This is a genomic window from Streptomyces sp. IBSNAI002 (assembly GCF_052244475.1).
Lineage (GTDB): Bacteria > Actinomycetota > Actinomycetes > Streptomycetales > Streptomycetaceae > Streptomyces.
The window spans coordinates 408923-433440 of record NZ_JBQPXG010000002.1 but is presented as its reverse complement, the minus strand read 5'-3'; the positions used below and the strand labels follow the sequence as shown (position 1 = coordinate 433440).

Annotated in this window: 23 protein-coding genes and 1 pseudogene; 16 read left to right on the top strand and 8 right to left on the bottom strand. The window is 73.2% G+C overall.

The genetic code is table 11. The features are described from left to right. Window positions 1-94 precede the first annotated feature (94 nt). A pseudogene (locus ACTVZO_RS02335) lies at window positions 95-748 on the bottom strand (DNA glycosylase AlkZ-like family protein); the annotation flags it as partial. 289 nt (window positions 749-1037) lie between these two features. On the opposite strand from ACTVZO_RS02335, the gene ACTVZO_RS02330 reads away from it, so the two are divergent. Further along, window positions 1038-1622: a TetR/AcrR family transcriptional regulator gene (locus ACTVZO_RS02330; RefSeq protein ID WP_443296715.1), complete on the top strand. Its 585-nt coding sequence runs from the start codon at window positions 1038-1040 to the stop codon at window positions 1620-1622. Between the two features lie 30 nt (window positions 1623-1652). On the opposite strand, the gene ACTVZO_RS02325 is transcribed toward ACTVZO_RS02330, so the two are convergent. Beyond that, window positions 1653-2834 carry a serine hydrolase domain-containing protein gene (locus tag ACTVZO_RS02325; RefSeq protein WP_443296714.1) on the bottom strand — a complete coding sequence of 394 codons (1182 nt, stop codon included), beginning with the start codon at window positions 2832-2834 and terminating at the stop codon, window positions 1653-1655. A gap of 253 nt (window positions 2835-3087) precedes the next feature. On the opposite strand from ACTVZO_RS02325, the gene lanKC reads away from it, so the two are divergent. The 4 genes from lanKC (at window position 3088) to ACTVZO_RS02305 (ending at window position 9568) form a co-directional block, all read left to right on the top strand. After that, entirely contained in the window at window positions 3088-5733 is a 2646-nt protein-coding gene (gene lanKC, locus ACTVZO_RS02320) for a class III lanthionine synthetase LanKC (RefSeq protein WP_443296713.1), read from the top strand. Beyond that, on the top strand, window positions 5720-5860 hold the full coding sequence (locus ACTVZO_RS02315) for a SapB/AmfS family lanthipeptide (protein WP_443296712.1): 141 nt from the start codon (window positions 5720-5722) through the stop codon (window positions 5858-5860). The genes lanKC and ACTVZO_RS02315 overlap by 14 nt, the downstream gene beginning before the upstream one ends. An 85-nt stretch (window positions 5861-5945) precedes the next feature. Beyond that, complete coding sequence (locus ACTVZO_RS02310; protein WP_443296711.1) at window positions 5946-7754, top strand: ATP-binding cassette domain-containing protein; 1809 nt, start codon at window positions 5946-5948, stop codon at window positions 7752-7754. Beyond that, entirely contained in the window at window positions 7751-9568 is a 1818-nt protein-coding gene (locus ACTVZO_RS02305; RefSeq protein ID WP_443296710.1) for an ATP-binding cassette domain-containing protein, read from the top strand. Before ACTVZO_RS02310 ends, ACTVZO_RS02305 begins: the two co-directional genes overlap by 4 nt. 28 nt (window positions 9569-9596) lie before the next feature. Here ACTVZO_RS02305 and ACTVZO_RS02300 read toward each other — a convergent pair whose 3' ends face one another. Together ACTVZO_RS02300 and ACTVZO_RS02295 are read right to left on the bottom strand one after the other, a co-directional pair. Next, the gene (locus ACTVZO_RS02300; protein WP_443296709.1) at window positions 9597-10205 is read right to left on the bottom strand and encodes a response regulator transcription factor; all 609 of its coding nucleotides are present in this window, start codon (window positions 10203-10205) and stop codon (window positions 9597-9599) included. Window positions 10206-10410: 205 nt separating this feature from the next. Continuing rightward, entirely contained in the window at window positions 10411-10860 is a 450-nt protein-coding gene (locus tag ACTVZO_RS02295) for an SRPBCC family protein (protein WP_443296708.1), read from the bottom strand. A gap of 420 nt (window positions 10861-11280) precedes the next feature. On the opposite strand from ACTVZO_RS02295, the gene ectA reads away from it, so the two are divergent. The 4 genes from ectA (at window position 11281) to thpD (ending at window position 14670) form a co-directional block, all read left to right on the top strand. Continuing rightward, on the top strand, window positions 11281-11838 hold the full coding sequence (gene ectA / locus ACTVZO_RS02290) for a diaminobutyrate acetyltransferase (RefSeq protein ID WP_443296707.1): 558 nt from the start codon (window positions 11281-11283) through the stop codon (window positions 11836-11838). Between the two features lie 101 nt (window positions 11839-11939). After that, window positions 11940-13205: a diaminobutyrate--2-oxoglutarate transaminase gene (gene ectB / locus ACTVZO_RS02285; protein WP_443296706.1), complete on the top strand. Its 1266-nt coding sequence runs from the start codon at window positions 11940-11942 to the stop codon at window positions 13203-13205. A gap of 110 nt (window positions 13206-13315) precedes the next feature. Next, entirely contained in the window at window positions 13316-13720 is a 405-nt protein-coding gene (locus ACTVZO_RS02280; RefSeq protein WP_443296705.1) for an ectoine synthase, read from the top strand. Window positions 13721-13770: 50 nt separating this feature from the next. Then, a complete protein-coding gene (thpD, locus tag ACTVZO_RS02275) occupies window positions 13771-14670 on the top strand; it encodes an ectoine hydroxylase (protein WP_443296704.1) in 900 nt (299 codons plus the stop codon). Window positions 14671-14715: 45 nt separating this feature from the next. Here thpD and ACTVZO_RS02270 read toward each other — a convergent pair whose 3' ends face one another. Together ACTVZO_RS02270 and ACTVZO_RS02265 are read right to left on the bottom strand one after the other, a co-directional pair. Beyond that, window positions 14716-15468: a class E sortase gene (locus ACTVZO_RS02270; RefSeq protein ID WP_443296703.1), complete on the bottom strand. Its 753-nt coding sequence runs from the start codon at window positions 15466-15468 to the stop codon at window positions 14716-14718. Window positions 15469-15598: 130 nt separating this feature from the next. Next, a complete protein-coding gene (locus tag ACTVZO_RS02265; RefSeq protein ID WP_443296702.1) occupies window positions 15599-16378 on the bottom strand; it encodes a CAP domain-containing protein in 780 nt (259 codons plus the stop codon). Window positions 16379-16808: 430 nt separating this feature from the next. Here ACTVZO_RS02265 and ACTVZO_RS02260 point away from each other — a divergent pair, with 430 nt between their 5' ends. Together ACTVZO_RS02260 and ACTVZO_RS02255 are read left to right on the top strand one after the other, a co-directional pair. Further along, window positions 16809-17309 (top strand): hypothetical protein, encoded by a 501-nt coding sequence (locus ACTVZO_RS02260; protein ID WP_443296701.1) that lies wholly within the window; start codon window positions 16809-16811, stop codon window positions 17307-17309. Between the two features lie 48 nt (window positions 17310-17357). Further along, window positions 17358-17777 (top strand): ribosomal maturation YjgA family protein, encoded by a 420-nt coding sequence (locus ACTVZO_RS02255; protein ID WP_443296700.1) that lies wholly within the window; start codon window positions 17358-17360, stop codon window positions 17775-17777. A 5-nt stretch (window positions 17778-17782) separates the two neighbouring features. Here ACTVZO_RS02255 and ACTVZO_RS02250 read toward each other — a convergent pair whose 3' ends face one another. After that, entirely contained in the window at window positions 17783-18040 is a 258-nt protein-coding gene (locus tag ACTVZO_RS02250) for a hypothetical protein (protein ID WP_443296699.1), read from the bottom strand. Then, a complete protein-coding gene (locus ACTVZO_RS02245; RefSeq protein ID WP_443296698.1) occupies window positions 18027-18320 on the bottom strand; it encodes a DUF6400 family protein in 294 nt (97 codons plus the stop codon). Before ACTVZO_RS02245 ends, ACTVZO_RS02250 begins: the two co-directional genes overlap by 14 nt. 197 nt (window positions 18321-18517) lie before the next feature. Here ACTVZO_RS02245 and ACTVZO_RS02240 point away from each other — a divergent pair, with 197 nt between their 5' ends. The 5 genes from ACTVZO_RS02240 (at window position 18518) to ACTVZO_RS02220 (ending at window position 24516) form a co-directional block, all read left to right on the top strand. After that, window positions 18518-21082, top strand: coding sequence for a molybdopterin-dependent oxidoreductase (locus tag ACTVZO_RS02240; protein ID WP_443296697.1), 2565 nt, complete (start codon window positions 18518-18520; stop codon window positions 21080-21082). Then, window positions 21079-22041: an FAD binding domain-containing protein gene (locus ACTVZO_RS02235; RefSeq protein ID WP_443296696.1), complete on the top strand. Its 963-nt coding sequence runs from the start codon at window positions 21079-21081 to the stop codon at window positions 22039-22041. The genes ACTVZO_RS02240 and ACTVZO_RS02235 overlap by 4 nt, the downstream gene beginning before the upstream one ends. 346 nt (window positions 22042-22387) lie before the next feature. Further along, window positions 22388-22558, top strand: a complete 171-nt coding sequence (locus tag ACTVZO_RS02230) for a hypothetical protein (protein ID WP_384222953.1) — start codon at window positions 22388-22390, stop codon at window positions 22556-22558. A 78-nt stretch (window positions 22559-22636) separates the two neighbouring features. Continuing rightward, window positions 22637-22864 (top strand): hypothetical protein, encoded by a 228-nt coding sequence (locus ACTVZO_RS02225; protein ID WP_443296695.1) that lies wholly within the window; start codon window positions 22637-22639, stop codon window positions 22862-22864. Continuing rightward, on the top strand, window positions 22861-24516 hold the full coding sequence (locus ACTVZO_RS02220) for a B12-binding domain-containing radical SAM protein (protein WP_443296694.1): 1656 nt from the start codon (window positions 22861-22863) through the stop codon (window positions 24514-24516). The genes ACTVZO_RS02225 and ACTVZO_RS02220 overlap by 4 nt, the downstream gene beginning before the upstream one ends. The last annotated feature ends 2 nt before the right edge of the window (window positions 24517-24518 follow it).

Here is a 24518-nt window from a genome sequence, read left to right as displayed (position 1 = left end):
GCGTGCGGACCTACGGTGATCTTGTCGAGCGCCAGTTCCGCGGTCCCCTCGAGGATCGCGGCCGTACGCTCCGCCTGCTCGTCCAGTGCGCGTCGGGGAAGGCGGTGTCGCCGGCGGCGAGCCATGCCCGGCCGGACGCGAAGGCCACCTCCTCGATGCGTCCCTGCCCGGCGAGGGAGGCGAAGAGATCGCCGGCCCAGCCCTTGGGGGCGGCGAGCCAGGAGGCGAAGTCCTGGGCCGTGGCGGGTCCGTAGGCGTGCAGGTAGCGGTCCACCAGCTCGTGCAGCGACCGGGTGGCGGCGGCCGGGGTGCAGCCGGGGTTGGTGTAGGTGACCTTGCGCCCCCGGTCGCGGCCGAAGGCCAGCACGCCGCGGTGGGCCGCGGTGTGCGTGACCTGGCGCCAGCGCGGCCACACGGTCTGGAAGGCGGGCACGACGGGGTCCGCGGCCCAGGCGCCGGTCCGGGCCGGCAGCAGATGGACGGTGCCGCGCGGCCCGAAGGTCTTGACCAGAGCGCCCGCTGCCGGTCCCGCTGCCGCCCCCGTTACCCGGCCTGGTGGAGCGGCCGGCTGCCGTCCGAGGGTCAGGGCGTCGCGTACGTCCGTACGTGTCGCGCCGTCCAGGCGCAGCGCGATGGAGAGTTCCGCCGCGGACGCCACCTGGGCGTGCGCGCCGAGCATCCGCCCCGCGATGTCGGCGGGCGAGGCACGGCCCGCCGGGACCGGAGTCAGGAGCCCCTGCCGCTCCATCCGGCGGGCGCTCGCGGCGGTCCAGGAGACCGGGATCCTCTGCATGGCCCCACGCTACGACGCGCCGCGAGCCGTGCCGGGACCGGCGCCGCCCGGTTCCGGCCACCGGCGTGCGCGCCGGGCCTCGACGATCTGCCGTACGGCACCTTCGGCGACCGGGCCGGCCATGCCTACTGTTCGTTCGAACGAACCGTGGGCATGGTTCCGCCCGTTGTGCACACCGTGAGCGTCCCCAACTCCCCGTTCCCGCCCGGTCGGCAGCGCCGCCCGATGGGGCAGAATTGCCGGCATGTCCCCTGCTTCCGACACCCGCCAGAGCATCATCGACGCCGTACTGCGGATCATCGGGGAGGACGGCATCGCCGCCGTCACCAACCGGCGGATCGCCAAGGAGGCCGGCGTCTCCCTCGGCTCCGTCACCTACCACTTCGTCACCCAGCACGAGCTGCTGCGCGAGAGCCTGCTGCACTTCGTGGCCGAGGAGACCCGGCACTTCACGGCGCTGGCCGACGCCTGCTCCGACGAGCGCTTCGACCTCGGGCAGGCGGCCGACGCGGTGGTGCAGGTCGCGGGCGGCAACGCCTTCGACAGCCGCCACATCGCGCCCTTCGAGCTGTACGTCCAGGCCGGGCGCGACGAACGGCTGCGCGCCGCCGCCGCCGAGTGCTTCGCCGCCTACGACCTGCTCGCCACCCGGATCCTGACCCAGCTGGGCGTACCGGACCCCGAACGCCTGGCCGGCGCGGCCGTCGCCCTGGTCTTCGGGCAACAGCTGCGCCGTCTGGCCACCGGGGCCCCCGCGGAGGACCTCGTCGACGCCCTGCTGGTCCTCACGGAGTTCGCCCCGCCACGGAGGCCCGTAGAAACCCCGTAGACCCTCCGCGGACGCGGAGGCGGGTGCGGCTCAGCTCGCGGGGGCCGCCGCCGGGCAGTACTCGGCCTCCATGATGCTGGTCGGGGATCCGCTGCTCCAGTCCCCGTTGCGGTTGTAGACGAGCTGATGGCGGCCGTCCTCCGTGGAAACGGCCAGGGAGGTCGACCCGATCATGCCCCCGCCGTGGCCCCAGAGCGTGGTCCCGCAGCTCGTCCGGAGCCGGGTGAGGCCGAGTCCGTAGGCCATGTCGGGGCGTTCGGGGGACTCAACCGTGGTCTTCATGGCCTTGAGCTGCTTCGGCGGCAGCAGCTCACCGCGCAGCAGGGCGCCGTAGAACCGGTTCAGGTCCCCGGTGGTGGAGATGATGTCGCCGTCGGCCCAGCCCTGCGACCCGTTCATCTCGGTGACGTCGTCGATCCGGTCGGGCGCCGACGCGAACAGCTTGGAGTAACTGCGGCTGCTCGGGCGGGGGATGCGGATGCCGTTGCCGGGGTTGGAGGTGGCCTTCAGGCCCAGCGGCCTGATGATGCGGTCGCGGACCTCGGCCTCGTACGTCCGGCCGCCCGCCTTCTCGATGATCAGCCCGGCCAGCACGTAGTTGGTGTTGGAGTAGGAGAACCGGTCACCGGGCGCGAACAGCGGTTCGTGGGAGACGGCCACCTTCACGTGCTTCTCGGGCGGCAGCGTGTCGTAGCGGTGCTCGAGGTATCCCTGACCGCTCATGTACGTCGCGAAGTACTCCTCGTCGGCCAGGTAGTCGAAGAGACCGGAGGTGTGGCTCAGGAGCTGACGCACGGTGATCTTGTCTCCGTCATTCCCGTTGCCCCTCACCAGACCCGGGAGGTGGTGCTCCACACGGTCGTCGAGACCGAGCTTCCCCTCCGCTTCCATCTGGAGCAGTACGGTCGCCACGAACGTCTTGGTGATGCTGCCGACCCGGAACCGGTCGTTCGCGCCGCGCGGCGCCCCCGTCTTCCGGTCTCCGACGCCCGAGGTGGCCTTCCAGACGCCCTTGCCATCGCGCACCTGCGCCGTGATGCCGGGGATGCCGCCCTTCACCTCCGCGTCCATCGCACGCCGGGTCGCCTCGTGCCCGGCCCTCGCGGCGGCGGTGTCGGACGCGGCCTGGGCGGGGGCCGCGAGGACGGTGGCCGCCACCGCGGCCGCCGCCAGACCCACCATGCCGACCCGTGCGGTCTTCCGTAACGTCATGCCGTGCTCCTTGGCGTGTCCTCTGCGAACTCCGTGGCCCTCGTGCGGTTCACGCGGGCCATGGGGAGCCGCTTTCCCCACAAGACCGTGAACGGCCCGCGGATGGTTGAGCGGCCTGCGGCCGAGCCGTGCGCGGGCCTCCGCGGCCTTCGTGACTCATGAGTACTGCACACCGCACCGGTGACAGCCGTGACTGTCGCCGCCCGCGCCGGGCGTGACACGGTCAGGTCTGCCACCGACCGAGGGAGCAGGTGTGAACAAGGGGTACGCCGCCTTCTGCGACGCCGACCGCTGGTTCTACGACGCGCCGTACCGGCGGGCCGGCGAGAGCTACCCGGCCGCGCTCGCCCCCGTGCCGGCGGGGTGGCGTTCGCACCGGAGCGGCGACTGGCTCGCGCTGCGTCCCGACGCCGTCGAACTGCCCGCGCAGGGCTGGAAGATCCACGTCTCCGCCACGCTCGACAACGCCGAGTCGACGCTGACGACGGTGTACGACTACTGCACCGCCCGGCGCATCGCCTTCAAGTTCATACCGAGCCGCTACCTGCTGCACCTGCGCAACGCCAAGTACGCCGACCGTGCGGCCAGCGGCAAGTTCATCACCGTCTACCCCGCCGACGAACAGCAGTGCCGCCGGATCGCGGAAGACCTCGACAGCGCGCTGGGCGGGGCGGCAGGCCCGTACATCCTCAGCGATCTGCGCTGGGGCGCCGGACCGGTCCACCTGCGCTACGGGAGCTTCACCCTGCGGCACTGCTACGACGACCACGGCGAACTGGTCCCCGCCCTCGCAGCCCCCGACGGGCGGCTCGTCCCGGACCACCGCGGACCGGCGTTCCAGCCGCCCGAGTGGCTCGAACTGCCCGACTTCCTCGCACCGCACCTCGCGGCGCGCTCGGCGGTCACCCTCACCGACGTCCCCTTCACGGTGGAGCGGGCCCTGCACTTCTCCAACGGGGGCGGCGTCTACGCCGGCACGGACACCCGCACCGGTGAGCCCGTGGTCCTCAAGGAGGCCCGCCCCCACGCCGGACTCGCCGCCGACGGCGCCGACGCGGTGACCCGGCTGCACCGCGAACAGGCCGCGCTGGAACGGCTGGCGGGGCTGGACTGCGTCCCCGCGGTCCGCGGCACGTTCACGGTCGGCGACCACCACTTCCTGGTGCTGGAACACCTCGCCGGCAAACCGCTCAACACCTACTTCGCCCGCCGTCACCCGCTCATCGAGGCGGATCCCGACCCGGCCGAGCTCGCCTCGTACACCGACTGGGCACTGAAGATCCACCAGCGGGTCACGGCAGCCGTCGACGCCGTGCACGCCCGAGGCGTGGTCTTCAACGACCTCCACCTCTTCAACATCATGGTGGCGGAGGACGAGGCGGGCGAACCCTCCGTCGCACTGCTCGACTTCGAAGCCGCGGCGCACGTGGACGAGGGCCTGCGGCAGACCGTGGCCAACCCGGCCTTCGTCGCCCCCGCCGAGCGGCGCGGGTTCTCCGTCGACCGCTACGCCCTCGCCTGCCTGCGGCTCGCCCTCTTCCTCCCGCTGACCAGCCTGCTCGTCCTGGACCGGGCCAAGGCCGCGCACCTGGCCGCCGTCGCCGCCGAACAGTTCCCGGTCCCGCGGAAGTTCCTCGACGAGGCCGTCGAGGAGATCCTGTCCGGTGTCCCGCTCGGCGCACCGGGCGACCGCCCGCCCGCACCGGCGGGACCGTACCTGCCCGTCGAACCGGGGCAATGGCCGGCCGTCCGTACGTCGATCACCGCGGCGCTGCACGCGAGCGCCACCCCGGACCGCGAGGACCGGTTCGTCCCCGGCGACATCGCCCAGTTCGCGACCGCCGGCGGAGGCACCGGCTTCGGCTACGGGATCGCCGGAGTGCTCCACGCCCTCGCCGAAACCGGCGCCGACCCCTGGCCCGAGGCCGAGGAATGGCTGCTCGACCGGACGGCGGACCCCGCCTCCGGCACTCCGCTCGGCTTCTACGACGGCCTGGCCGGCACCGCCTGGACCCTGCACCGGCTCGGACACCGCGAACGCGCCCTCGCCCTCGCCGACCTGCTGCTGAGCCAGCCCTGGGAGAGCGCCGGCCCCGACCTGTACAGCGGACTCGCCGGCATCGGCCTGGCCCTGGACGCGCTCGGCACCGCGAGCGGCGAGAGCGCACTGCACTCCGCGGCCCTGCGCTGCGCCGAACTGACCATCCGGCCCGGGCAGCGGCCCAGCCGCGCGGGACTGCTGTACGGCAACACCGGCCCCGCCCTGCTCCTGGTACGGCTGTACGAGCGCACCGGCGACAAGGAACTGCTGATCCAGGCCGCCCACGCCCTGCACCGCGACCTCGACCGCTGCGTCACCAGCGCGTACGGCACCCTCCAGGTGAACGAGGGCTGGCGCACGATGCCGTACCTCGGCGAGGGCAGCGTCGGCATCGGCATGGTCCTCGACGACTGGCTGGAACACGGCCCCGACGAGCGCTTCGAACAGGCCCGGCGCGAGATCGTACGGGCGGCGCAGGCGACCTTCTACGCCCAGCCCGGGCTGATGCGCGGGGCCGCCGGGATGATCCTCCACCTGGCCCGGACCACCACACCCGGCCCGGGCACCGGACCCGGCGCCGTCGCCCGCCAGATCGAGGCACTGGCCCGGCACGCCGTGCCGTACCAGGGGCATCTGGCCTTCCCCGGCGAGCAGATGATGCGGTTGTCCATGGACCTGTCCACGGGCACGGCCGGCGCTCTCCTCGCCCTCGGCAGCGCGGCGCCCGGCGGGCGCGCGCACCTGCCGTTCCTCCCGCCGCTGCGCGAACGCGCGCGGCCCCACGAGCCGGTCCCGTCCGGGACCGTGACCCATCGCACCACTCGAGAGAAGAAGAGGAACCGACATGACGCTTCTTGACCTGCAGTCGATGGAGACCCCGAAGGAAGAGGCCACCGAGGTCGCGATGGGCGGCGGCGGTGGCGGCAGCCGGGCCAGCCTGCTGCTCTGCGGTGACAGCAGCCTGAGCCTCACGACCTGTAACTGACCAGGTCACCTCGGGCCCGGGCGGTTCGCCGCCCGGGCCCGCACCACATCACTGGAGGCACCCGCACCACTGGAGGCACCCGCCGATGAGTCCCCCCGACCCGGCGGTCGACCGGGCCGAGACGCGAGCCCTGGAACGAGGCGCCGACCGGGCACTCGTGGCAGCGGCCCGGCACAGTGGTGGGCGCACCGCCGCCGTCCTCGGATGCACGGTGGCCGCCGCCGCGGCGGCACTCGCCGAACCCGCGGTCCTCGGGCACACCCTCGACCTGCTCCTCCGCGGCGACCCGTCGGGCCCCGCCTGGACGCTGCTGTGCGCCGTGGTCATCGCGGCCGAAGTGGCACTCGACGCCGTCGCCGCCCGGCTGACCGGCGAGGTCGACGGCCGCACCACCGCCCGGCTGCGCAGGCTCGGGCTCGCCCGGCTGCTGCGGACCGCCCCGCACCACGCGGCCCGCCACGCCTCCGGAGAGACCGCCGCGCGCCTGACCGCTCACGCCACTGAGGCCGGCCGGGTCCCGGCCGCCGCCGCACACGCCGTCTCCGCGCTGCTGCCGCCGATCGGCGCGGTCGCCGCACTGTTCCTCATCGACCTGTGGACCGCGCTCGCCTTCCTCGCGGGCGTCCCGCTGCTGGTGCTCCTGCTGCGGGCCTTCGCCCGCGACACCCTCACCAGCGTCGGCCGCTACCAGCAGGTGCAGCTCGCGACCGCCGGCCGGCTCCAGGAGGCACTGGCCGGGGCGCGCACCATCGCCGCCGCCGGCAGCGCCGACCGCGAACGCGCGCGGATCCTCGCCCGGCTGCCGGAGCTCGGCGCCGAGGGCAGGCGGATGTGGCAGGTGTACGGCGGTACGACGGCCCGGTCCGCGGCCCTGATGCCGATGCTCCTGTACGTGGTCCTCGCCGTCGGCGGCGTCCGCCTGTCGGCCGGGGCCATCGGCGTCGGCGAACTCCTCGCCGCCGTACGGTACGCGGGCCTCGCGGCCGGGGTCGGCGCCGTGACCGGAGGACTGGCCGCCGTGGTCCGCGGACGCGCCGCCGCCCGGCGGACCGCCGCCCTGCTGGCCCTGCCCGTACTAGGCCACGGCGGGCGGGAGCTGCCGGAGGGCGGCCCGGGCACGCTGGAACTGCGGGGCGTCCGGGTCGTGCGCGGCGGATCCACGGTCCTGCGCGACATCAGCCTGGTGATCCCGGGAGGCAGCACGGTGGCGGTGGTGGGCCGGTCCGGCGCCGGCAAGACGCTGTTCGCCGCCGTGGCCGGCCGGCTCACCGACCCCGACGCCGGCCAGGTCCTGCTGGACGGCGTACCCCTGGCGGAAGTGACCGCCGAGGCGCTGCGCCGCGAGGTCGGGTACGCCTTCGACCGGCCCGTGCTGCTCGGGGACACGGTCGGGGACGCGATCGCCTTCGGCGCGGGCGGGCATCCCGGTCCGGGGGCCGTCCGCGCGGCAGCCCGGGCCGCGGGCGCCGACCTGTTCGTACGCCGCCTGCCCCACGGGTACGGCACGCGCGTCGCCGACGCGCCGATGTCCGGCGGCGAGGTCCAACGCCTGGGTCTGGCAAGGGCGTTCTGCCACGCGGGCCGGCTCCTCGTGCTCGACGACGCCACGTCCAGCCTGGACACCGTCACGGCCCGGCAGGTGGAGCGGGCGCTCGCCCACGAGATCCGGCCCGGCACCCGGATCGTGGTCGCGCACCGCCTTTCCTCCGCGGTCCGCGCCGACCTCGTCGTATGGCTGGAGGACGGGCGGGTGCGGGCGGCGGGCACGCACGGCGAACTGTGGGGGCAGGACCCGGCCTACCGGGCGGTGTTCGCCGCCGGGGAGAACGCGGACGCCCGAGGGGGAACGGCGCGGGAAGCGGCTCCGGAAGCGGGAACGGAGGCGGCACGGTGAACCGGAGCGGCAGCGGCAGCGGCGCGGTGACGGAGGGCGAGGCCTGGCGCCGGGTGGCCCCCGAGGGCCGCCGCTTCCTGCGCGGACGCAAGCGCGCCGTGGGGCGGCTGGCGGCATGGTCGCTGCTCGAATCGGCGCACACCTTCCTCGGAGGCTACGGCGTGGCCCGCGCCCTCGACGACGGCTTCCTCGCGGGCCGCACCGCCACCGGACTGGCCTGGCTGGCCGCGGCCGGAGTCGGCGCCCTGCTCGGCGGGTTCGCGCTGCGCGGTGTGTTCGCCGGACTCGCCGACCTCGTGGAGCCGCTGCGGGACGGCCTGGTCCGGCGGGCGGTCCGGCAGGCCCTGGACCACGCGCTGGCCGACCCGGCCCGCACCCCCGACGCCGGCGCCGTGTCCCGGCTCACGCAGCAGACCGAAATGGCCCGGGACTCCTTCGCGGGGCTGGTCCTGACGACACGTTCGTTCGTCTTCACCGCCGTGGGCGCCCTGGCGGGCATGGCGGCCCTGGCGCCCGCGCTGTTGCTGATCGTGCTGCCCCCGCTGCTGCTGGGCATCGCCGGCTTCCTGGCCACGCTCCGCCCCATGGCCGCCGTGCAACGCCGGTACCTGGACGCCGACGAGGCGCTCTCGGACCGGGTGGGGGAGCTGGGGGACGGGCTGCGCGACATCGTCGCCTGCGGTGGACAGGCGGCGGCGGAAGCCCGGGTGGAACCGCTGATCGCGACCCAGGAACGGCTGGCCCGCACGCTCGCGCGCTGGGCGGCCCTGCGCACCCTGGCCCTGGGGACGGCGGGCCGGCTGCCGGTGATCGCACTGCTCGCCGCGACTCCCTGGCTGCTGGGACGGGGGATCACCGCCGGAACGCTGGCCGGCGGTCTCACGTACGTGGTCACGGCGCTGCTTCCCGCCCTCAACTCCTTGATGACGGCGCTGGGTTCGGCCGGCACCCGACTGCTGGTGGTCCTCGAACGGTTCTGTGACCCGCTGCCGGGGGCCCCGCACGACGACCGCGTGACGCAGCCGCGGGCCCCCGTCCACAGCCGCCCGCCGACCGCCCCGGCCGCCGAGCTCCGAGGCGTCACCTTCGCGTACGGCCCCGGCGCGGCCCCCGTACTCGACTCCCTCGACCTGGTGGTGCGGCGGGGTGAGCACCTCGCCGTGGTCGGGCCGAGCGGCATCGGCAAGTCCACGCTCACGGCGCTGCTCGCCGGGATGCTGAAACCCGGCGCGGGGACGGTCCTCCTCGACGGAGCACCGGCCCGCCCGGAGCCGGGCGCCGGAGGGCCCGACCCGCGGCGGACCCTGCTGCCGCAGCAGGCCTACGTGTTCACCGGTACCGTGCGGGAGAACCTGACCCACCTGAGTCACCTGCCCCCCCACCCGTCCCCGGGGCAGGGCGGGGCGCTCGGGGACGCCGAGCTGGGACGCGCCGTCACCGCCCTGGGGCTGGAAGAGCTGGTCGTGCGCCTGGGCGGCCTGGACGGCGAGGTGACCCCCCGGCAGCTGTCCCGGGGCGAGTGCCAGCATCTCGCACTGGCCGCCGCCTACCTCTCGCCGGCGCCGCTGCTGCTCCTCGACGAGGCCACCTGCCACCTGGACCCGCGTACGGAGGAGCACGTCGAACGGGCCCTCGCCGACCGCCTCGGCACCCTCGTGGTCGTGGCCCACCGCGTCTCGTCCGCCGCCCGCGCCGACCGGGTCCTCGTGCTCGACGGGTCCCGCGCCGTGTGCGGCACGCATGCGGAGCTTCCGGCCAGGTCGGCCCTGTACCGCGATCTGGTGGGGGAGTGGAACGGGACCGCGGACGCATGACGCGGTCCTCGCTGCCGTCGGAGGAGGCTCAGACCCAGCCCTGTCGCCGGGATATCCGGATCGCGTCGATGAGGTTGCGCGCGCCGGTCTTGCGGGTCGCCGCGGCCATGTAGTTGCGCACGGTTCCGCTGGCCAGGTGCAGGGCTCGGGCGATCTCGACGATGGAGTCGCCCTCGGCGGCGCGGGCCAGCACGCTGACCTCGCGCGGGCTCAGCGGTACGGGATCGGCCTCCATGAAGGCGGAGGCCAGTGAGGCGTCGATGAACCGTTCTCCGGCGGCGACCTTCCGGACGGCCCGTACGAGGCGGCCGGGCGACCCGTCCTTGTCGACGTAGCCGCGGGCCTCGGCCCGGAAGGCCCGGTGGAGCGAACCGGGCGCGCCGGTCGAGGCGAGGACCAGGACCGGGGAGGGGGACGCGAGGACCTGGCGGTCCGCGCGCCGTTCACCGGCCAGGACGGCCGTCGTCCCCGGACAGTCGAGGTCGACGACCGTCACGTCTGGTCGTAAGGATTCGGCCTGGCGCACCGCGGTCCGCCAGCCCGCCGAGGTGACCTCGAAGGGCCCTTCCGATCTCAGCAGGGCGGCCAGTGCCGACCTGACCAGGCTGACGCTGTGCAGGACGAGGACCTTCGTCATCGTGCGCTCTCCTCGGTAGACGAACCAACTGCACCACGCGAGTGCCCCCGTACAGGGGTGCTGGAACGTCACTGCGGGGGGCGCGGAGGGGCGTACGCGCAACTTGGCCGAGATACCCAAGGATTCCCGCTTCCGTTCGGCGGATTTCCCACTTGAAGACCGGCCCCTGCGCCGCTCCGGCCTGCGGCAGCGCCGCTCGCCGCGGTCAGACCATGCCGCGCCAGGCGCCCGTCTCGGCGCCGCGCGACTCGATGAACAGCTTGAACCGCTTCAGGTCGCCCACGACCTGGCGCTTGACGAAGCCGAGCTTGTCGGCGGCCGTTTCGGCCAGACCCTCCGGCACCCAGTTCATGTGCAGGACGATTTTGGTGGTGGTCGCGTCGATCGGCTGGAAGACGACGAGCCCGGCCTGGCGGGCCTCCCCGTCCACCGTCATCCACGCGACCCGCCGGTCCGGGAGCTGCTCGGTGATCTGGGCGTCGAACTCGCGCTGCACACCGTTCATGTTCGTCACCCAGTGGGTGAGCGTGTCCGTGCGCTGTTCGATGCGCTCGACCCCCTCCATGAAGGCGGGGAACTCCTCGAACTGCGTCCACTGGTTGTAGGCCGTGCGAACGGGGACGTTGACCTCGACATATTCCTCGACGTGCGACATGCGTGCACCCCTTCCGTGTCGTCGGCGGCCCCGCGGCGTGCGGGGCAGCCGTCCGTCTGGACGTCTCGAAGCGCGGTTGCCCATCGCGGGGGTACCCCATGCGCCGTCGCGTGCGGCGGCCTCGCGGCCCCGAAGGCCCGATGGCGCCCGCCCCGCCTTCCCCGTCCGGCGCTCGCGAAACGGTCCCGAGAGGGGAAGTGGCGACGATTACAAGGGCTGTTCACGCCCGATGTGAGAAGTTATGTTCTCGTTATAATCGCTTGGGAGGGGTAAATATGTCCCTCTAAAACATCCTAAATGGGTCACTCGTGAGAGTAGATGAAGGGTTCTCGTGGACTTCGCCAACTATCACGTCCGGTCGCTGCATGGAAGCCTTCAGGTCCATGCAATTTGAGCTTGTGCTGGGTAACTTCCCTCCGCATGACCACTGCACCCGCAGACCTGGCCCGCAGCCCGAGCGGCGGCTTCCCGGAACTTCCGGCGGAGCTGGCGTTCGACCGCCCGGACGAGGGAGACGGAGCCTCCCTCTGGCGCATCGCCCGTGACTCCCAAGTCCTCGACCTGAACTCCCCGTACAGCTACCTCCTCTGGTGCCGCGATTTCGCCGCGACCTCCGCGGTGGCCCGCGACCCGGGCGGACGGCCCGTCGGATTCGTCAGCGGGTACCGGCGGCCCGAGGCCCCCGGCACCCTGTTCGTCTGGCAGGTCGCCGTCGACGAGGCCGTGCGCGGCCGGGGAGTGGCCGCGGCGATGCTCGACGGGCTGTCCGCCCGCGAGGCGCGACGGCAGGGCGGCCTGCGCTGCCTGGAGACGACCATCGAGCGCGGAAACACCGCGTCGGAGCGCCTGTTCACCTCGTACGCCGCGCGTCACGGAGCCTCGCTCCGCCGCGAAGTGCTCTTCGAGCCCGGCCACTTCCCCGAGGGCGAGGCGCACGCCACCGAGGTGCTCCACCGCATCACCCTGCCCGGCTCCTGACGTCCGGGCCCCCAGGCCTTCTTCGCCGGTCCACCGCACCACCCGCGTGGCGGTCCCGCACAGCCGAGCCGCAGCCACGCCGCACAACGTTTGGAGAGCGCATGACCATCACAGAGCCGCTTCTGAGTGTCTTCGAGACGGTTGAGTCGGAGGTCCGCAGCTACTGCCGCGCCTGGCCGACCGTCTTCGAGACGGCGAGCGGCAGCCGGCTGTTCGACGAACGGGGCCGCGAGTACCTCGACTTCTTCGCCGGAGCCGGATCGCTCAACTACGGCCACAACCACCCCGTACTGAAGCGCGCCCTCCTCGACTACATCGAACGGGACGGCATCACCCACGCCCTGGACATGTCGACGTCCGCCAAACGGGACTTCCTGGAGGCCTTCCAGTCCGCGGTCCTCGCCCCGCGCGGTCTCCCGTACAAGGTGATGTTCCCCGGGCCGACCGGCACCAACGCCGTCGAGTCGGCGCTCAAGCTGGCGCGGAAGGTCAAGGGCCGTGAATCGGTCGTCTCCTTCACCAACGCCTTCCACGGAATGTCCCTCGGCTCGCTCGCGGTGACGGGCAACGCCTTCAAACGGGCCGGGGCGGGCATCCCCCTCGTACACACCACCCCCATGCCCTTCGACAACTACCTCGGCGGCCGGACACCGGACTTCATCTGGTTCGAACGGCTCCTGGAGGACCAGGGGTCCGGCCTGAACCAGCCCGCCGCCGTGATCGTGGAAACCATCCAGGGCGAGGGCGGTGTGAACGTCGCCCGCGCCGAATGGCTGCAACAGCTGGCGGACCTGTGCCGCCGCCGCGACATGCTCCTCATCGTCGACGACGTCCAGATGGGCTGCGGCCGCACCGGAAGCTTCTTCTCCTTCGAGGACGCGGGCATCACCCCGGACATCGTGACGGTGTCCAAGTCCATCAGCGGCTACGGACTCCCCATGGCGCTCTGCCTGTTCAAGCCGGACCTGGACATCTGGGAGCCCGGCGAGCACAACGGCACCTTCCGCGGCAACAACCCGGCCTTCGTCACGGCCACCGCCGCCCTGGACACCTACTGGCGCGACGGCCTCCTCCAGCAGCGCACCCTCGCCAACGGCAGCCGGATCGACGCGGCCCTGCGCGAGCTCTGCTCCGACCCGGGCCTGGGCGCGGCCCACCGGGGCAAGGGCATGGTCTGGGGCATCGAGTTCCAGGACGGGAAGCGGGCCGCCGAGGTGTGCGGGCGGGCCTTCGAGCACGGCCTCCTCGTCGAGACCTCCGGCCCCGAGGGCGAGGTGGTGAAGCTGCTGCCGCCGCTGACCGTGTCGCCCGCCGAGCTGGACGAGGGGCTGGGGATCCTCACGCGCTCGGTCCACGAGACGGCCTGACCACGGGCCACACAGGCCACACAGGCCACTCGGGCCACACAGGCCACTCGGGCCACACAGGCATAGGCCGCACAGGCCACGGGCACCGGAAGAAAGGAAGGCAGACCAGAATGATCGTCCGTTCCTTCAAGGACATCGAGGGCACCGAGCGGCACGTGAAGGCCGCCTCCGGAACCTGGGAGAGCAAGCGCATCGTCCTCGCACGCGAACGCGTCGGCTTCTCCCTGCACGAGACGGTGCTCTACGCCGGCACGGTGACGTCGATGTGGTACGCGAACCACGTCGAGGCCGTCGTGTGCGTGGAGGGCGAAGCGGAACTCACCGACGAGGAGACGGGCGAGGCGTACCGCATCACGCCCGGAACCATGTACCTGCTCGACGGCCACGAGCGGCACACCCTGCGCGTCGAGCGGGACTTCCGCTGCCTGTGCGTCTTCAACCCGCCCGTCACCGGGCGCGAGGACCACGACGAAACCGGCGTCTACCCGCTGCTCACCGAGCCGGACCACGCCTGACGCCCCGACGGGCACCGAAACGGATGACGAGAGGAGAGGCAGGCAACACCATGAGCACCACAACCGAGCGCATAGCGGACCTCTACCCGACCAGGGGCCCCGAAGAGGCCCTGATCGGTCGCAAGGACCCCGTCGTATGGTCCGCCCCCGGAACTCCGGGACCCCTGTGGAGGCGCGAACTGGAGGAGTTCGAGCAGCACGGGTTCCACCCGGTGGAGCAGCTGATCACGCCCGAGGAGGTCGAGGTCTACCGGAGCGAGCTGGACCGCCTGGTCGCCGATCCCGCGGTACGCGCCGACGAGCGCTCCATCGTCGAGCGCACCTCGCAGGAGGTGCGCTCCGTCTTCGAAGTGCACCGGATCAGCGAGGTCTTCGCCCGGCTCGCGGCGGACCCCCGTGTCGTGGGCACGGCCCGCCAGATCCTCGGTTCGGACGTGTACGTGCACCAGTCCCGGATCAACGTGAAGCCCGGGTTCGGAGCCCGCGGATTCTACTGGCACTCCGACTTCGAGACGTGGCACGCGGAGGACGGACTGCCGAACATGAGGACCGTCTCGGTGTCGATCGCGCTGACTCCGAACCACCCCACCAACGGCGGGCTCATGATCATGCCCGGCTCGCACCGCACCTTCCTGGGGTGCGCGGGCGAGACGCCGGAGGACAACTACAAGAAGTCACTCCAGATGCAGGACGCGGGCACGCCCTCGAACGAGGCCCTGGCGAAGTTCGCGGAGGCCTGCGGGATCCGCCTGTTCACGGGGCAGGCCGGCTCGGCCACCTGGTTCGACTGCAACGCGATGCACGGCTCCGGCGACAACATCACGCCGTACCCGCGCAGCAACGTCTTCTTCGTGTTCAACAGTGTCGAGAACGCCCCCGTGGAGCCCTTCGCGGCCCCCGTCCGCCGCCCCGGTTTCATCGCGGCGCGGGATGTGACCCCCGTGCGCTGACGGGCGCGCACACCTCGTGTGCCGCCGCCGCCGTCCGGCCCGGCCTCAGCCGGCGGGCGGGGGCGTCGGCGCGGTCGCGGTGGTCTTGCGGAGCACGCCTATCTTGTCGATGCGGTGCTCGGGGTTGCCCTGGGCATCGCTCCAGAAGTTCCCCTTGGCGTGGTCCTCCGGGGTGGCGCAGGTCGAGAGGGTGATCATGGCCTGGCTGGGCGCCGCCCCGGGCTCGCCGGGCACCGCGGCGCGCTGCTCGCTCAGCGACAGCGCGGACCGGAAGGACGTCTCGCGGGTCGCCACTATCTCGTACGTGTACACCACGTCACCCACCGTGACCATGACATCGTCGCCCTCCTTCACGGCGGGCAGGTCGCGCAGCGGTCCGCCCGCCGACAGGCGGTGCGCGGTGACCAGGAAGTTCCCGACCTGCCCGGGTCCGACGCCGCCCCGCTTCCCGTACGGGCTGGCCGCCTCGCCCCGATCCTGGATGCGGGTGCCCGGCACGTCGTCGGTGGTGCCCTCGTACGGGACCACCCGCAGCCCGGCGACGCCCGCCGAGGGTATGGACAGCGTGGACTCGCGGGGCTGCGCGGTGGCGGCGGGAGACGGGTCCGGCGCGGCCGTGGGCGACGGGGCCGCCGGAGCAGGGGCGGCCGGGGCCGAGACCGGCGCCGCTGCCGCCCGCACCGGGCCGGCCGGATGCGCCGGACCGGCGGCGGCCTCGGGTGCGCAGGCCGCCAGCAGGGCGGTCGCGGCGGCGGCCAGTACGGCTGCGGCGGCTCGGGTCGGGTTCGGCAGGGGCATGGCGGTGTTCCGTGTCGCTCGGTCGGCAGGATCGCGGGCTGTGGGTCGTACGTCGGCGCGGTGACCCGGCCCGCTCCGACAGAGTGACATACGGAGCAAGCCGCACATAAGGCCCTTCGGGGCAGTGATGTCAGCGGGCCGCGCCGAAGCTCTGGGTCCAGTAGGAGTTCGGCTGTGCGAGGCCGACGCCGATCTCCTTGAAGGCGCAGTTGAGGATGTTCTCCCGGTGCCCGGGGCTGTTCATCCAGCCGGTCATCACCTGCTGGGGCGTGCTGTAGCCGTAGGCGACGTTCTCGCCGTAGGTCCTCCAGGGGTAGCCTGCGCGGGTGATGCGCTCGCCCGGGTCCGAGCCGTCGGATCCGGTGTGCGACATGTTGGAGTGCGCGGCCATGTCCTTGCTGTGGTTCAGCGCGGCGGTCGTCAGCTTCGCGTTGACGGTCAGGGCCGGGCAGCCGGCCTTGGCGCGTTCCTGGTTCACCAGCGCCACCACCTCGGCCGCCGGGCCGGACGGCGCGGCGGCCGGCGGCGTGCTCGGCTGCTTCGGCGCGGCCGGGGGCTTCGGCTTGGCCGGGGCCGGCTCGGCGGGCCGCGGGGCCGCCGGGGGCTCCGTCGTCGCGGCGGGCGGTTCGACCGGCTGCGGATCCGCCGTGGGCTGCTGCTCCGCCGGCTCCGTCGTCGCGGGAGCCTCGGCGGGGGCCGCCAGGGTGTCCGCCTGGGTCTGGAGCGGCACGGTGGGCGACGGCGCGCCGGAGGAGTAGTGGCGGGAGCCCTGCCTCTCGGAGGCCCTCGCCCCGCCCGTCTCCTGCGTGTCGAAGCAGGCGATCGCGGCCGTGGGTACGGCCACGATGCCGAGGGTGACGGCGGCGATCGATATCTTCCGGTGGTGCTTCTTCTTGCGGTGCTTCTGCATGCTGGCCTCACCTGGTCTCTCTGCGAAGCGTCCTGCGCCTGAGGTGCCGGAGCGCCGGGCGGGCCGCCATTCTTAGAAGGCGGGTGAGGGGCTGGCAAGTCTCGGCGCCGACCCGCGCGGCAGCGCCGTGCGCGGGGCTTGAAATGGGCGGAGAGTCGTGCTGGCGGGGTGTGCGGCCGGTCGCCCGAAGTGGAGGAGAACCCTCAGAAACGCTTGTGACGTGGCACGTTGCGCGACGTCGCCCCCTCACTGGAAAAGCCCATTTCGGCGGCAGGGGGAATGTCGACTCCGGTGGGACAAATCTCGACATTTCTGTAAGCACTTAACGGACGTAATACTTCCGTGACCCTGGAGCCCGCCGTGACGCATGTCACTGTTTCGCGGCGCAACCGGAGGCGCTGCCGGACAAGAGACGAGAACGGGAGTCGTTGTGGCGATGGTCGGACTGTTCTGGGTCACTCCCGACGCGGTGTACGTGGGTTCGCCGCCGGCCGCCGACGGGGGGTGCGTCCGGCTGGGCGCCGACGGGCTGGAGGCCGTAGACCCCGACGGCTCACGGTCGTGGGGGTGGGACGGACTGAGCGCCGCGGTCGTCGAGGACGTGCCCACCGAGGGCCCGGCGGGGCGCGCGCCGAAGTTCCTCGGGTCGATCGTCTCGGCCGCGGTCGGCGCGTTCCTCGGAGAGGGACCGCCCGAGATGACACTGCGGCTGGAGACCGGGGGCGGGCCGCAGGAGCTGACGGTGCACTCGGCGGCGGCCGGAGGGTACGGAGCCGAGGAGGCGGCGCTCTCGCAGGAGCTGCTCTCCCGCTTCGTGGCGGGAACCGCGGACCCGCGGGTCATCGGGGCCTGGGGCCGCGAACACGGCCTGGAGGGCACCCCGAAGCCCCGCGAACGGGAGGTCTTGCTGCGGGCCTGGGCGCAGGGCTGACCCGGCCAGGGCCCCGCCGGTCGTCGAAGCCTCCGGCAGGATGACCCCGTGACCGCCCTGCCAGGAACCCGTGACCGAACCGCCGCCGAGCCGCTGCGCAGCCGCGCGGCGGCGGCCGGGGCCGCGGTGCTGACGGTCGGCGCCGGGCTGGGGCTGCGGGCCGTGACGGAGGGGAGCGTGGCCAAGTACGGCGGCGACGCGCTCTACACGGTCCTGATCCTGGCCCTCGTCGTCCTGGCCGCCCCGCGGCTGACCCCCCGGAAGGCCGCCGCGAGCGCGCTGGCCCTCAGCTGGGCAGTCGAGCTCCTCCAGCTCAGCGGCGTACCGGCGGAGCTGTCCGAGCGCAGCCTCGTCGCCCGTCTGGTCCTCGGGTCCACGTTCAACGCGCCCGACCTGTTCTGGTACGCCGTCGGCGCGGGCGCGGGATGGCTCGTCCACACCGCGTTGCGGCGGTGCCGGCGACGCTGAACCGCTCAGAAGTGGGGCAGCGCCCCGACGATGCGGTTCCACACGGAGCGGGTGGCGCCGAATCCGCTCTCGTGCACCCAGACATGGGTGCACGCGGGGCACTGGAGGTGGAGCAGGCTGCCGGTGTTGGTGAGCAGGTAGCGCCAGTGGGTGGAGCAGCTCCGCCGCTGTTCGCAGGGCTCACAGCCCTGGGCGTCCGAGCACTTCGGGCAGGCCACCCAGGCACGGCGGCCGGGGTCGGCCTGCGGGTCAAGCGGCAGCACGGCCGTCTCCCCTCGCGGGCAGCACACCGGCCGCGACCAGGTCGTCGTAGAGGCGCTGCTGCTGCGCGTCGAGTCCGGAGTACAGCAGGTCGTACGCGGCCTCCTCGCCGAGCAGCACCTCGACCGGATCCCAGTCCGGTCCCAGGGCTTCCATCACCTGGGCGCGCCGGAGCACCTCCTGTGACGTGAGGTCCACCTCGAAGTCGACCGGCGCGGACGCGCCGGAGACGTCGGCGGCGCCGGGCTCGTCCGGGGTGGGGGTGGGGTCGTGGGGGGCCATGACATCGAACTTAGGTAACCCTTCCTTCCCTGGTCAAGGGAGGGTGGGCGGAGTCACAGAGCAGGGCCGTCGGCGGCCGGAGACGGCCCGGTGCGTGCGCGCGCCGAACTGCGCCGACCTCCGGAGCGGGATATCAAGGAGCGTGAAGGCGAGCGCGCGGCACGGCGGTCGCCCACCACGGCTAAGGAGCACGTCTCGTGGAATTCGAGGTCAATGGCGTCCGGCACACGGTGGACGTGGACGACGATCCCGCCGCCGTGGACGTGGTGCGCGACCGGCTGGGGCTGACCGGCACCAAGCTGGTCTGCGCGGGCGGGGTGTGCGGGGCCTGCACGATCCAGGTCGACGGTGAGCCGCGCGTGTCCTGCCTGACGCCGGCGGTCGTGCTGGCCGGCCGGCGGGTGACGACGGTCGAGGGCTTGGCCGGTCACCCGGTGGGACGCGCCTTCGCCGGCGAGGACGCTCTCCAGTGCGGCTACTGCACCCCCGGGTTCGTGGTCGAGGCGGCCGCCTTCTTCGAACGGTGGCGGGCCGAGCACGGCCGCACCCGGCCCGGGCGGGAGCAGATCGCGGACGCGCTGGCGGGCCACCTGTGCCGCTGCGGCGCCTACGAGGGGATCTTCAACGCGGTGGCCGCGGCCTGCGCGGGCGACTACGACCGGGCGCCGACCGGTGCGGGGGCCCCGGCAGTCCCGCGCGCCGAGGCCCCGGAGAAGGCCGACGGATCGGCCCGGTACACCACGGACCTGCGCCCCGAGGGGCTGCTGGAAGGGGTGATCGTCCGCTCGCCGCACGCCCACGCGCACGTACGTTCCCTGGAGGCCGGAGACCTCCCGCTGGTGCCCCTGCTGCCGCCCGACGGAGTGGTGCGGTACGTCGGACAGCCGGTGGCCGCGGTCGCGGCCCCGGACCGGGCCTCGGCGCGGGCGGCCGCGGCGCGGGTCGTGGTCGACTACGAGGTGCTGCCGGCGGCCCTGGACCCACGCCGGGCCCGGACCGGCGAGGGCCCGCTGGTCTACGAGGACAAGGCGGCGCGCAAGCGGGCACCGGGATCCGGCGAGACCCCCCAGCTGGTGCCCGCCCGCTGGCGCGGGAACCTGCGGGGACCCTCCGCCATGAACAAACGCCCCGCCACGGCCGTGCGCCGGATCACCGAGGCCCGCAGCCGGAACCCCGAACGGGTGGTGGAAGGCGTCTTCACCACCGCCGCGCAGACCCACACCCCGCTCGAACCGCACGCCTGCCTGGCCCAGTGGATCGACGGCACCCTCCACCTGGACGTGTCCACGCAGTCCGTGAAGCACACGGCCGAACTGGCCGCCGAGCGCTTCGGGCTGCCCGTCGACCGGGTGGTGGCGCGGGCCGTCCACGTGGGCGGCGGTTTCGGCTGCAAGATGGGCCTGACCTCAGATGTCGTCGCCGCGGTGGAACTGGCCCGGCTGCACGGCGCCCCGGTGCGGGTGGTGCTGGACCGGGACGAGGAGCTCACCGACGGCGGATACCGGCCCGGCACCCGGATCCGGCTGGCGATGGCCGCGGACGAGGCGGGCGGCCTCAGCGCGCTGGCCATCGACGCGGACACCGACGGCGGGGTCGCGGTGGGCGGCACCGTGGCGGCACTGGCCCGGTTCATGTACGGCAAGGCCCCGCGCCGCCTGCGCGACTTCGACACGCTCACCCACCGGCCTCCGGGCGCCCCCTTCCGCGGCCCGGGCGGACCCACGATGTGCTGGGCCCTGGAGCAGGCCGTCGACGAGATGGCCCACCGCCTCGGCCAGGACCCGATCGCCCTGCGCCGGCGCTGGGACGGCAACCCCAAGCGGCACGCCCTGTACGACCGGGCCGCCTCGCTGCCCGTCTGGGCGGGCGCCCGCGGCGGCACCGGGCGGTTCCGCCGCGGTGTCGGCGTCGCCGCCGCCAACTGGCTGTACTTCCTCGATCCCGTCACCGAGGTCGAGCTCACCGTCGAGGACGGGGTCGTCGTCGCCCGTTGCGCCGTGCAGGACATGGGCACGGGCTCGCGGACGGTGCTGCGCCGGGCCGTCGCCGAGGGGCTCGGCGTGCCGGAGGACCGGGTGCGTGCCGAGATCGGCCACAGCGACGCCGTCCACGGTCCCACCTCCGGCGGCAGCCGCACCACGCCCTCCATCGTGCCCGCCGCCGCGGACGCCGCGGCCCGGCTGCGCGAGGCGCTCGGCGGCGGTGACGTCGCCGCCCGGCTGGCCGCGGCGCACGGCGTACGGGTGACCGGCAAGCGCCCCCGCGACCGCCGGGGCTACGTGTCCCCCTTCCCCCTGGGCGGTATCGCCATCGGCCGCGGCTTCACCGGATCGGTACAGGTCGCGGAGGTCGAGGTGGACACGCGGCTCGGCCGGATCCGGCCGCTGCGAGTATGGAGCGGCATCGCCGCGGGCCGCATCCACGAGGAGCGGCTGGCCCGGAGCCAGTGCGAGGGAGCCGTCGTACAGGGCGTCGGCTACGCCCTGTACGAGGAGCGGCGCACCGACCCGGCCACCGGGCGGGTGCTGACCGAGAACCTGGAGGACTACCGCATCCCCGGGATCGGCGACACCCCCGAGATCACCGTCCACTTCCATCAGGAGGGCTTCGACCACGTCCCGGGCGGCGGGGTCGGCCTCGGTGAGATCGCCACCCTGCCCACCGCGGCCTGCCTGGCGAACGCGGTCCACGACGCGACCGGCTGGCGCCCGTACGACATGCCCATCCGCCCCGACCGGCTCCTGGAAGGACTGGGCACATGAGCACCGAGCCCGCCCTCACCGACCTCTCGGCCGCCGTCCTGGCCCGCGGCGGGGAGCTGCGCGCCGGCGGCACCGACACCACTGCCCGGCGGAGCAGCGGCATCTCGCCCGGTCCGTTCACCGACCTCGGCGGCATCGGCCGCCTGCGCGGCACCGCGCCGCTGCCCGGCGGCGGACTTCGGATCGGCGCCCTGACCACGCTCGCCGCGCTCGCCGCCGATCCGCAGCTGCGCGAAGGCTGGCCGGCCCTGGCGCTGCCGGCCGGGACGGCGGCCACCCCGCAGATCCGCGCCGCCGGCACCCTGGGCGGCAACCTGCTGCAACGCAACCGCTGCTGGTACTTCCGCAATCCGCACGTCGGCTGCTTCCAGAAGGGCGGGACCGGCTGCCCCGCGCGCGAGGGCGACCACCACTTCGGTGTGGTCAGCGGAGACGGCCCCTGTGTGGCCCCGCACCCGTCCACCCTCGCGATGGCCCTGCTGGCCTACGACGCCGAGGCCGAGATCCACGGCGAATCCCCGCGCGGAGTAGCCGACCTGTACGGAGACGGCGACGGACTGCACCGCGCCGACCACCTGCTCGCGCCGGACCGCATCCTCACCGGGGTGCGCCTGCCCGCGCCCCTGCCCGGCGAACGGGCCGCCTACCACCGGGCGATCAGCCGCTCCCACGCCGAATGGCCCCTGGTCGAGGCGACCGCGCGGCTCGCGCTCGACGGCACCACGGTCACGCACGCCGCCGTCGCGGCGGGCGGGGTGGCACGGGTCCCGCTGCGGCTGCCGGAGGTGGAGGCCGCGCTGATCGGCCGGGAGGCCACCCCCGGCCAACTCGCCGCGGCGGCCTCGAGGGTGCTCACCCGCTGCCGCCCGCTGCCGCAGACCGGCTACAAGGCCACCCTCTTCAGGGACACGGTCCTGGAAGCCCTGGAACAGGCCGCCGGCCAGTCCGCCGTCCGCTAGTGCGGTGACCGCTAGCCCGGTGACCGCCCGGCGCCCGCCGTGTCCGGCCCCAGCCGGAAGCGGCGGGCGCCCCCGCGGCGGGTGAAGGTGTGATCAGCGGATCTCCGGACCGGTCCTGACGATCCGTCCGTGCGTTTCGACAGTCCTGCGGCCACGCCCCGCGCACACCTGTCCGCCGTGCGCCCCCGAATGTTCCGGTTGTGTCCCGACACGCCTCGCGCGCCCCTGCCGATCCGAGATCAAGCGGAACCCGTGTAACTAGCATCTGGGTAAGCGGTTTCCCTGGTGACAGGGCGACTTTCGATCAGGCGCCGGAGCGATCCGGAAGATACGGAGGGAAAGACCGATGACCCGTGACCACAGCGAGAACCAGAACACCGTCCGCAAGTCGCTGACCGAGCTCACCGAGTCCGAGCTGGAGATCAAGGGCTTCGACGAAGTCGACACCCCCGAGGCGGACATCGTCAGCCTCGGCAGCGCCAGCTACACCAAGATGCTCGGCAAGATCTACTCCTGACCCAGTGTCCGGGACCGGGATCCCGGGGCGGCTCGGCCGTCCCGGGGCCCGGGCCGGCCGAGCCCCGGAGGGCGGCTGATGGTGCGATTCATTCCAGAACTCCCTTACCTGGACCAGGCGGGCCACGTGTACGTGCCTCTGGCCGGCGACGACCGGTCGTGTCTGAAACTGAACCGCCACGCCTCCCAGCTCTGGCGCGACGCGGTCTCCGCACCCGTCGACCACGACGGACTCCCCGAAGCGGACCGGGCCTTCCTCGCCCGGCTCGTCGAGCGCGGCGCGCTGCGGACGGAGGCGGCACGATGAGCGGCCCCCCGGCACGTACACCGGGCATCGCCTTCGTCAACCCCTCCGTCGGCTTCTCGGACCGCCGCAAGGCGAAGCCCATCGGCCTCGCCTACATCATGGCCTACCTGGAAAAACACGGCTACGCGAGCTCCGGGTTCGACTTCGGGGACTCCGAGGACGACGCGGTGGAACTCGCCGAGATCTACGGGCTCGACCGGTTCGACGTCGTCGGCTTCTCCGTCTACAACGAATCCTTCCGCAACGCCGTCGCGATGGCCGACTGGATCAAGAGCCGCCACCCGGGATGCCTGATCGTCCTCGGCGGACCGCACGCCACCGCCGTGCACGAGCACATCCTGACCCGCCACCCCAGCGTGGACGTCGTGGTCCGCCGCGAGGGCGAGGAGGCCATGCTCGAACTCGTCCGCGCGCTCGACGACCGCGAAGCGCTCACCCGCGTCAAGGGCACCACCTGGCGTTCGCCCGCCGACAGCGCACCGGCCGTCAACCCCGACCGCGCCTTCGTCCCCGACCTGGACCAGATCCCCTTCCCCGACGCCGAGTTCGTCTCCCACTCGGGCTATCCGGACCTGACGTACTACGACGAGGTGCAGGGCCGGCTGAAGGCCGCGCTGACCATCTGCAGCAGCCGCAGCTGCCCGTACAACTGCTCCTTCTGCGGGGTTCTGACCATCGGCCGCAAGTACCGCTCGCGCGAGGCCGGCCGGGTCGCCGCCGAACTGCTCCACTTCCGCGAGCGGCACGGCATCCACTACGAGCACGTGTACTTCAGCGACGCGAACTTCTTCGTCTCGCCCTCCCGCGCCCTGGAGGTCGCCGAGGCCCTGTACGAGGCCGACCCGCTGATCTCCTTCAGCTTCGGCACCCGCGTCAACCAGATCCTCAAGGCCGCCGCCGTCCTGCCGCGGCTCAAGGAGCGCGGCCTGCGCTTCATCGAACTGGGCATCGAGAGCGCCTCCGAGCCCGTACTCGAACGCCTCGCCAAGCACGTGGCCCCCGACGTGAACGTGGCGGCCGTGCGCCTGCTGCGGCGCCTGGGCATCGAGATCTCCCTCGACTTCATCATGCTGGACCCGGCCACCACCCTGACCGACATCCGGGCCAACATGGAGTTCCTGCGCGAGTCCGGCTTCTACGACTACCTGCCGCACGACCACCTGTACACCGCGCTGGTGCTCTACGAGGGAACCCCGATCCGCGGCTTCTACGCCGAGCGGCACGGGGTCGAGTTCGACCCCGACGAACTGCCCAACCCGTACACGATGTTCGAGGTCCCCGAGGTCCAGCGGTTCAGCGACGAACTGCGCGCCTTCCGGCGGCGCTGGCAGGGCCGCATCGACGACACCCTCGCCCGCGCGGAACTCGCCCTCTCCGCCCTGCCCGAGGACACCCCGCGCGCCCTGCACGCCCAGCTCCAGCTGGACGTCGTATCGCTGCGGCACGCCCCCAACCTGCTGATGGAGGCCCTGCTGGCGGACGCCGAGCAGGGCTACCCCGTCCTGGGCGCCGGCGGACTCGAGGCGCTCCTGCCGGTGCTCGGCCCCGACCGGCTCACCCTGGACGAACTGCTCACGCGCGCCGAGACGGTGGCGCGGGACGCCGGCTGCGCCGAGCTCCCCGGATCCACCGGACCCCTTGGGAGGGACTGACC

Coding starts and splice junctions, on each gene's coding strand:
- ectB (WP_443296706.1), top strand. CDS start 11,940: ATGACCATCACAGAGCCGCTTCTGAGTGTCTTCGAGACGGTTGAGTCG.
- thpD (WP_443296704.1), top strand. CDS start 13,771: ATGAGCACCACAACCGAGCGCATAGCGGACCTCTACCCGACCAGGGGC.
- ACTVZO_RS02315 (WP_443296712.1), top strand. CDS start 5,720: ATGACGCTTCTTGACCTGCAGTCGATGGAGACCCCGAAGGAAGAGGCC.
- ACTVZO_RS02265 (WP_443296702.1), bottom strand. CDS start 16,378: ATGCAGAAGCACCGCAAGAAGAAGCACCACCGGAAGATATCGATCGCC.
- ACTVZO_RS02280 (WP_443296705.1), top strand. CDS start 13,316: ATGATCGTCCGTTCCTTCAAGGACATCGAGGGCACCGAGCGGCACGTG.
- ACTVZO_RS02295 (WP_443296708.1), bottom strand. CDS start 10,860: ATGTCGCACGTCGAGGAATATGTCGAGGTCAACGTCCCCGTTCGCACG.
- ACTVZO_RS02300 (WP_443296709.1), bottom strand. CDS start 10,205: ATGACGAAGGTCCTCGTCCTGCACAGCGTCAGCCTGGTCAGGTCGGCA.
- ACTVZO_RS02270 (WP_443296703.1), bottom strand. CDS start 15,468: ATGCCCCTGCCGAACCCGACCCGAGCCGCCGCAGCCGTACTGGCCGCC.
- ACTVZO_RS02325 (WP_443296714.1), bottom strand. CDS start 2,834: ATGACGTTACGGAAGACCGCACGGGTCGGCATGGTGGGTCTGGCGGCG.
- ACTVZO_RS02310 (WP_443296711.1), top strand. CDS start 5,946: ATGAGTCCCCCCGACCCGGCGGTCGACCGGGCCGAGACGCGAGCCCTG.
- ACTVZO_RS02225 (WP_443296695.1), top strand. CDS start 22,637: ATGGTGCGATTCATTCCAGAACTCCCTTACCTGGACCAGGCGGGCCAC.
- ACTVZO_RS02330 (WP_443296715.1), top strand. CDS start 1,038: ATGTCCCCTGCTTCCGACACCCGCCAGAGCATCATCGACGCCGTACTG.
- ectA (WP_443296707.1), top strand. CDS start 11,281: ATGACCACTGCACCCGCAGACCTGGCCCGCAGCCCGAGCGGCGGCTTC.
- ACTVZO_RS02230 (WP_384222953.1), top strand. CDS start 22,388: ATGACCCGTGACCACAGCGAGAACCAGAACACCGTCCGCAAGTCGCTG.
- ACTVZO_RS02235 (WP_443296696.1), top strand. CDS start 21,079: ATGAGCACCGAGCCCGCCCTCACCGACCTCTCGGCCGCCGTCCTGGCC.
- ACTVZO_RS02245 (WP_443296698.1), bottom strand. CDS start 18,320: ATGGCCCCCCACGACCCCACCCCCACCCCGGACGAGCCCGGCGCCGCC.
- ACTVZO_RS02220 (WP_443296694.1), top strand. CDS start 22,861: ATGAGCGGCCCCCCGGCACGTACACCGGGCATCGCCTTCGTCAACCCC.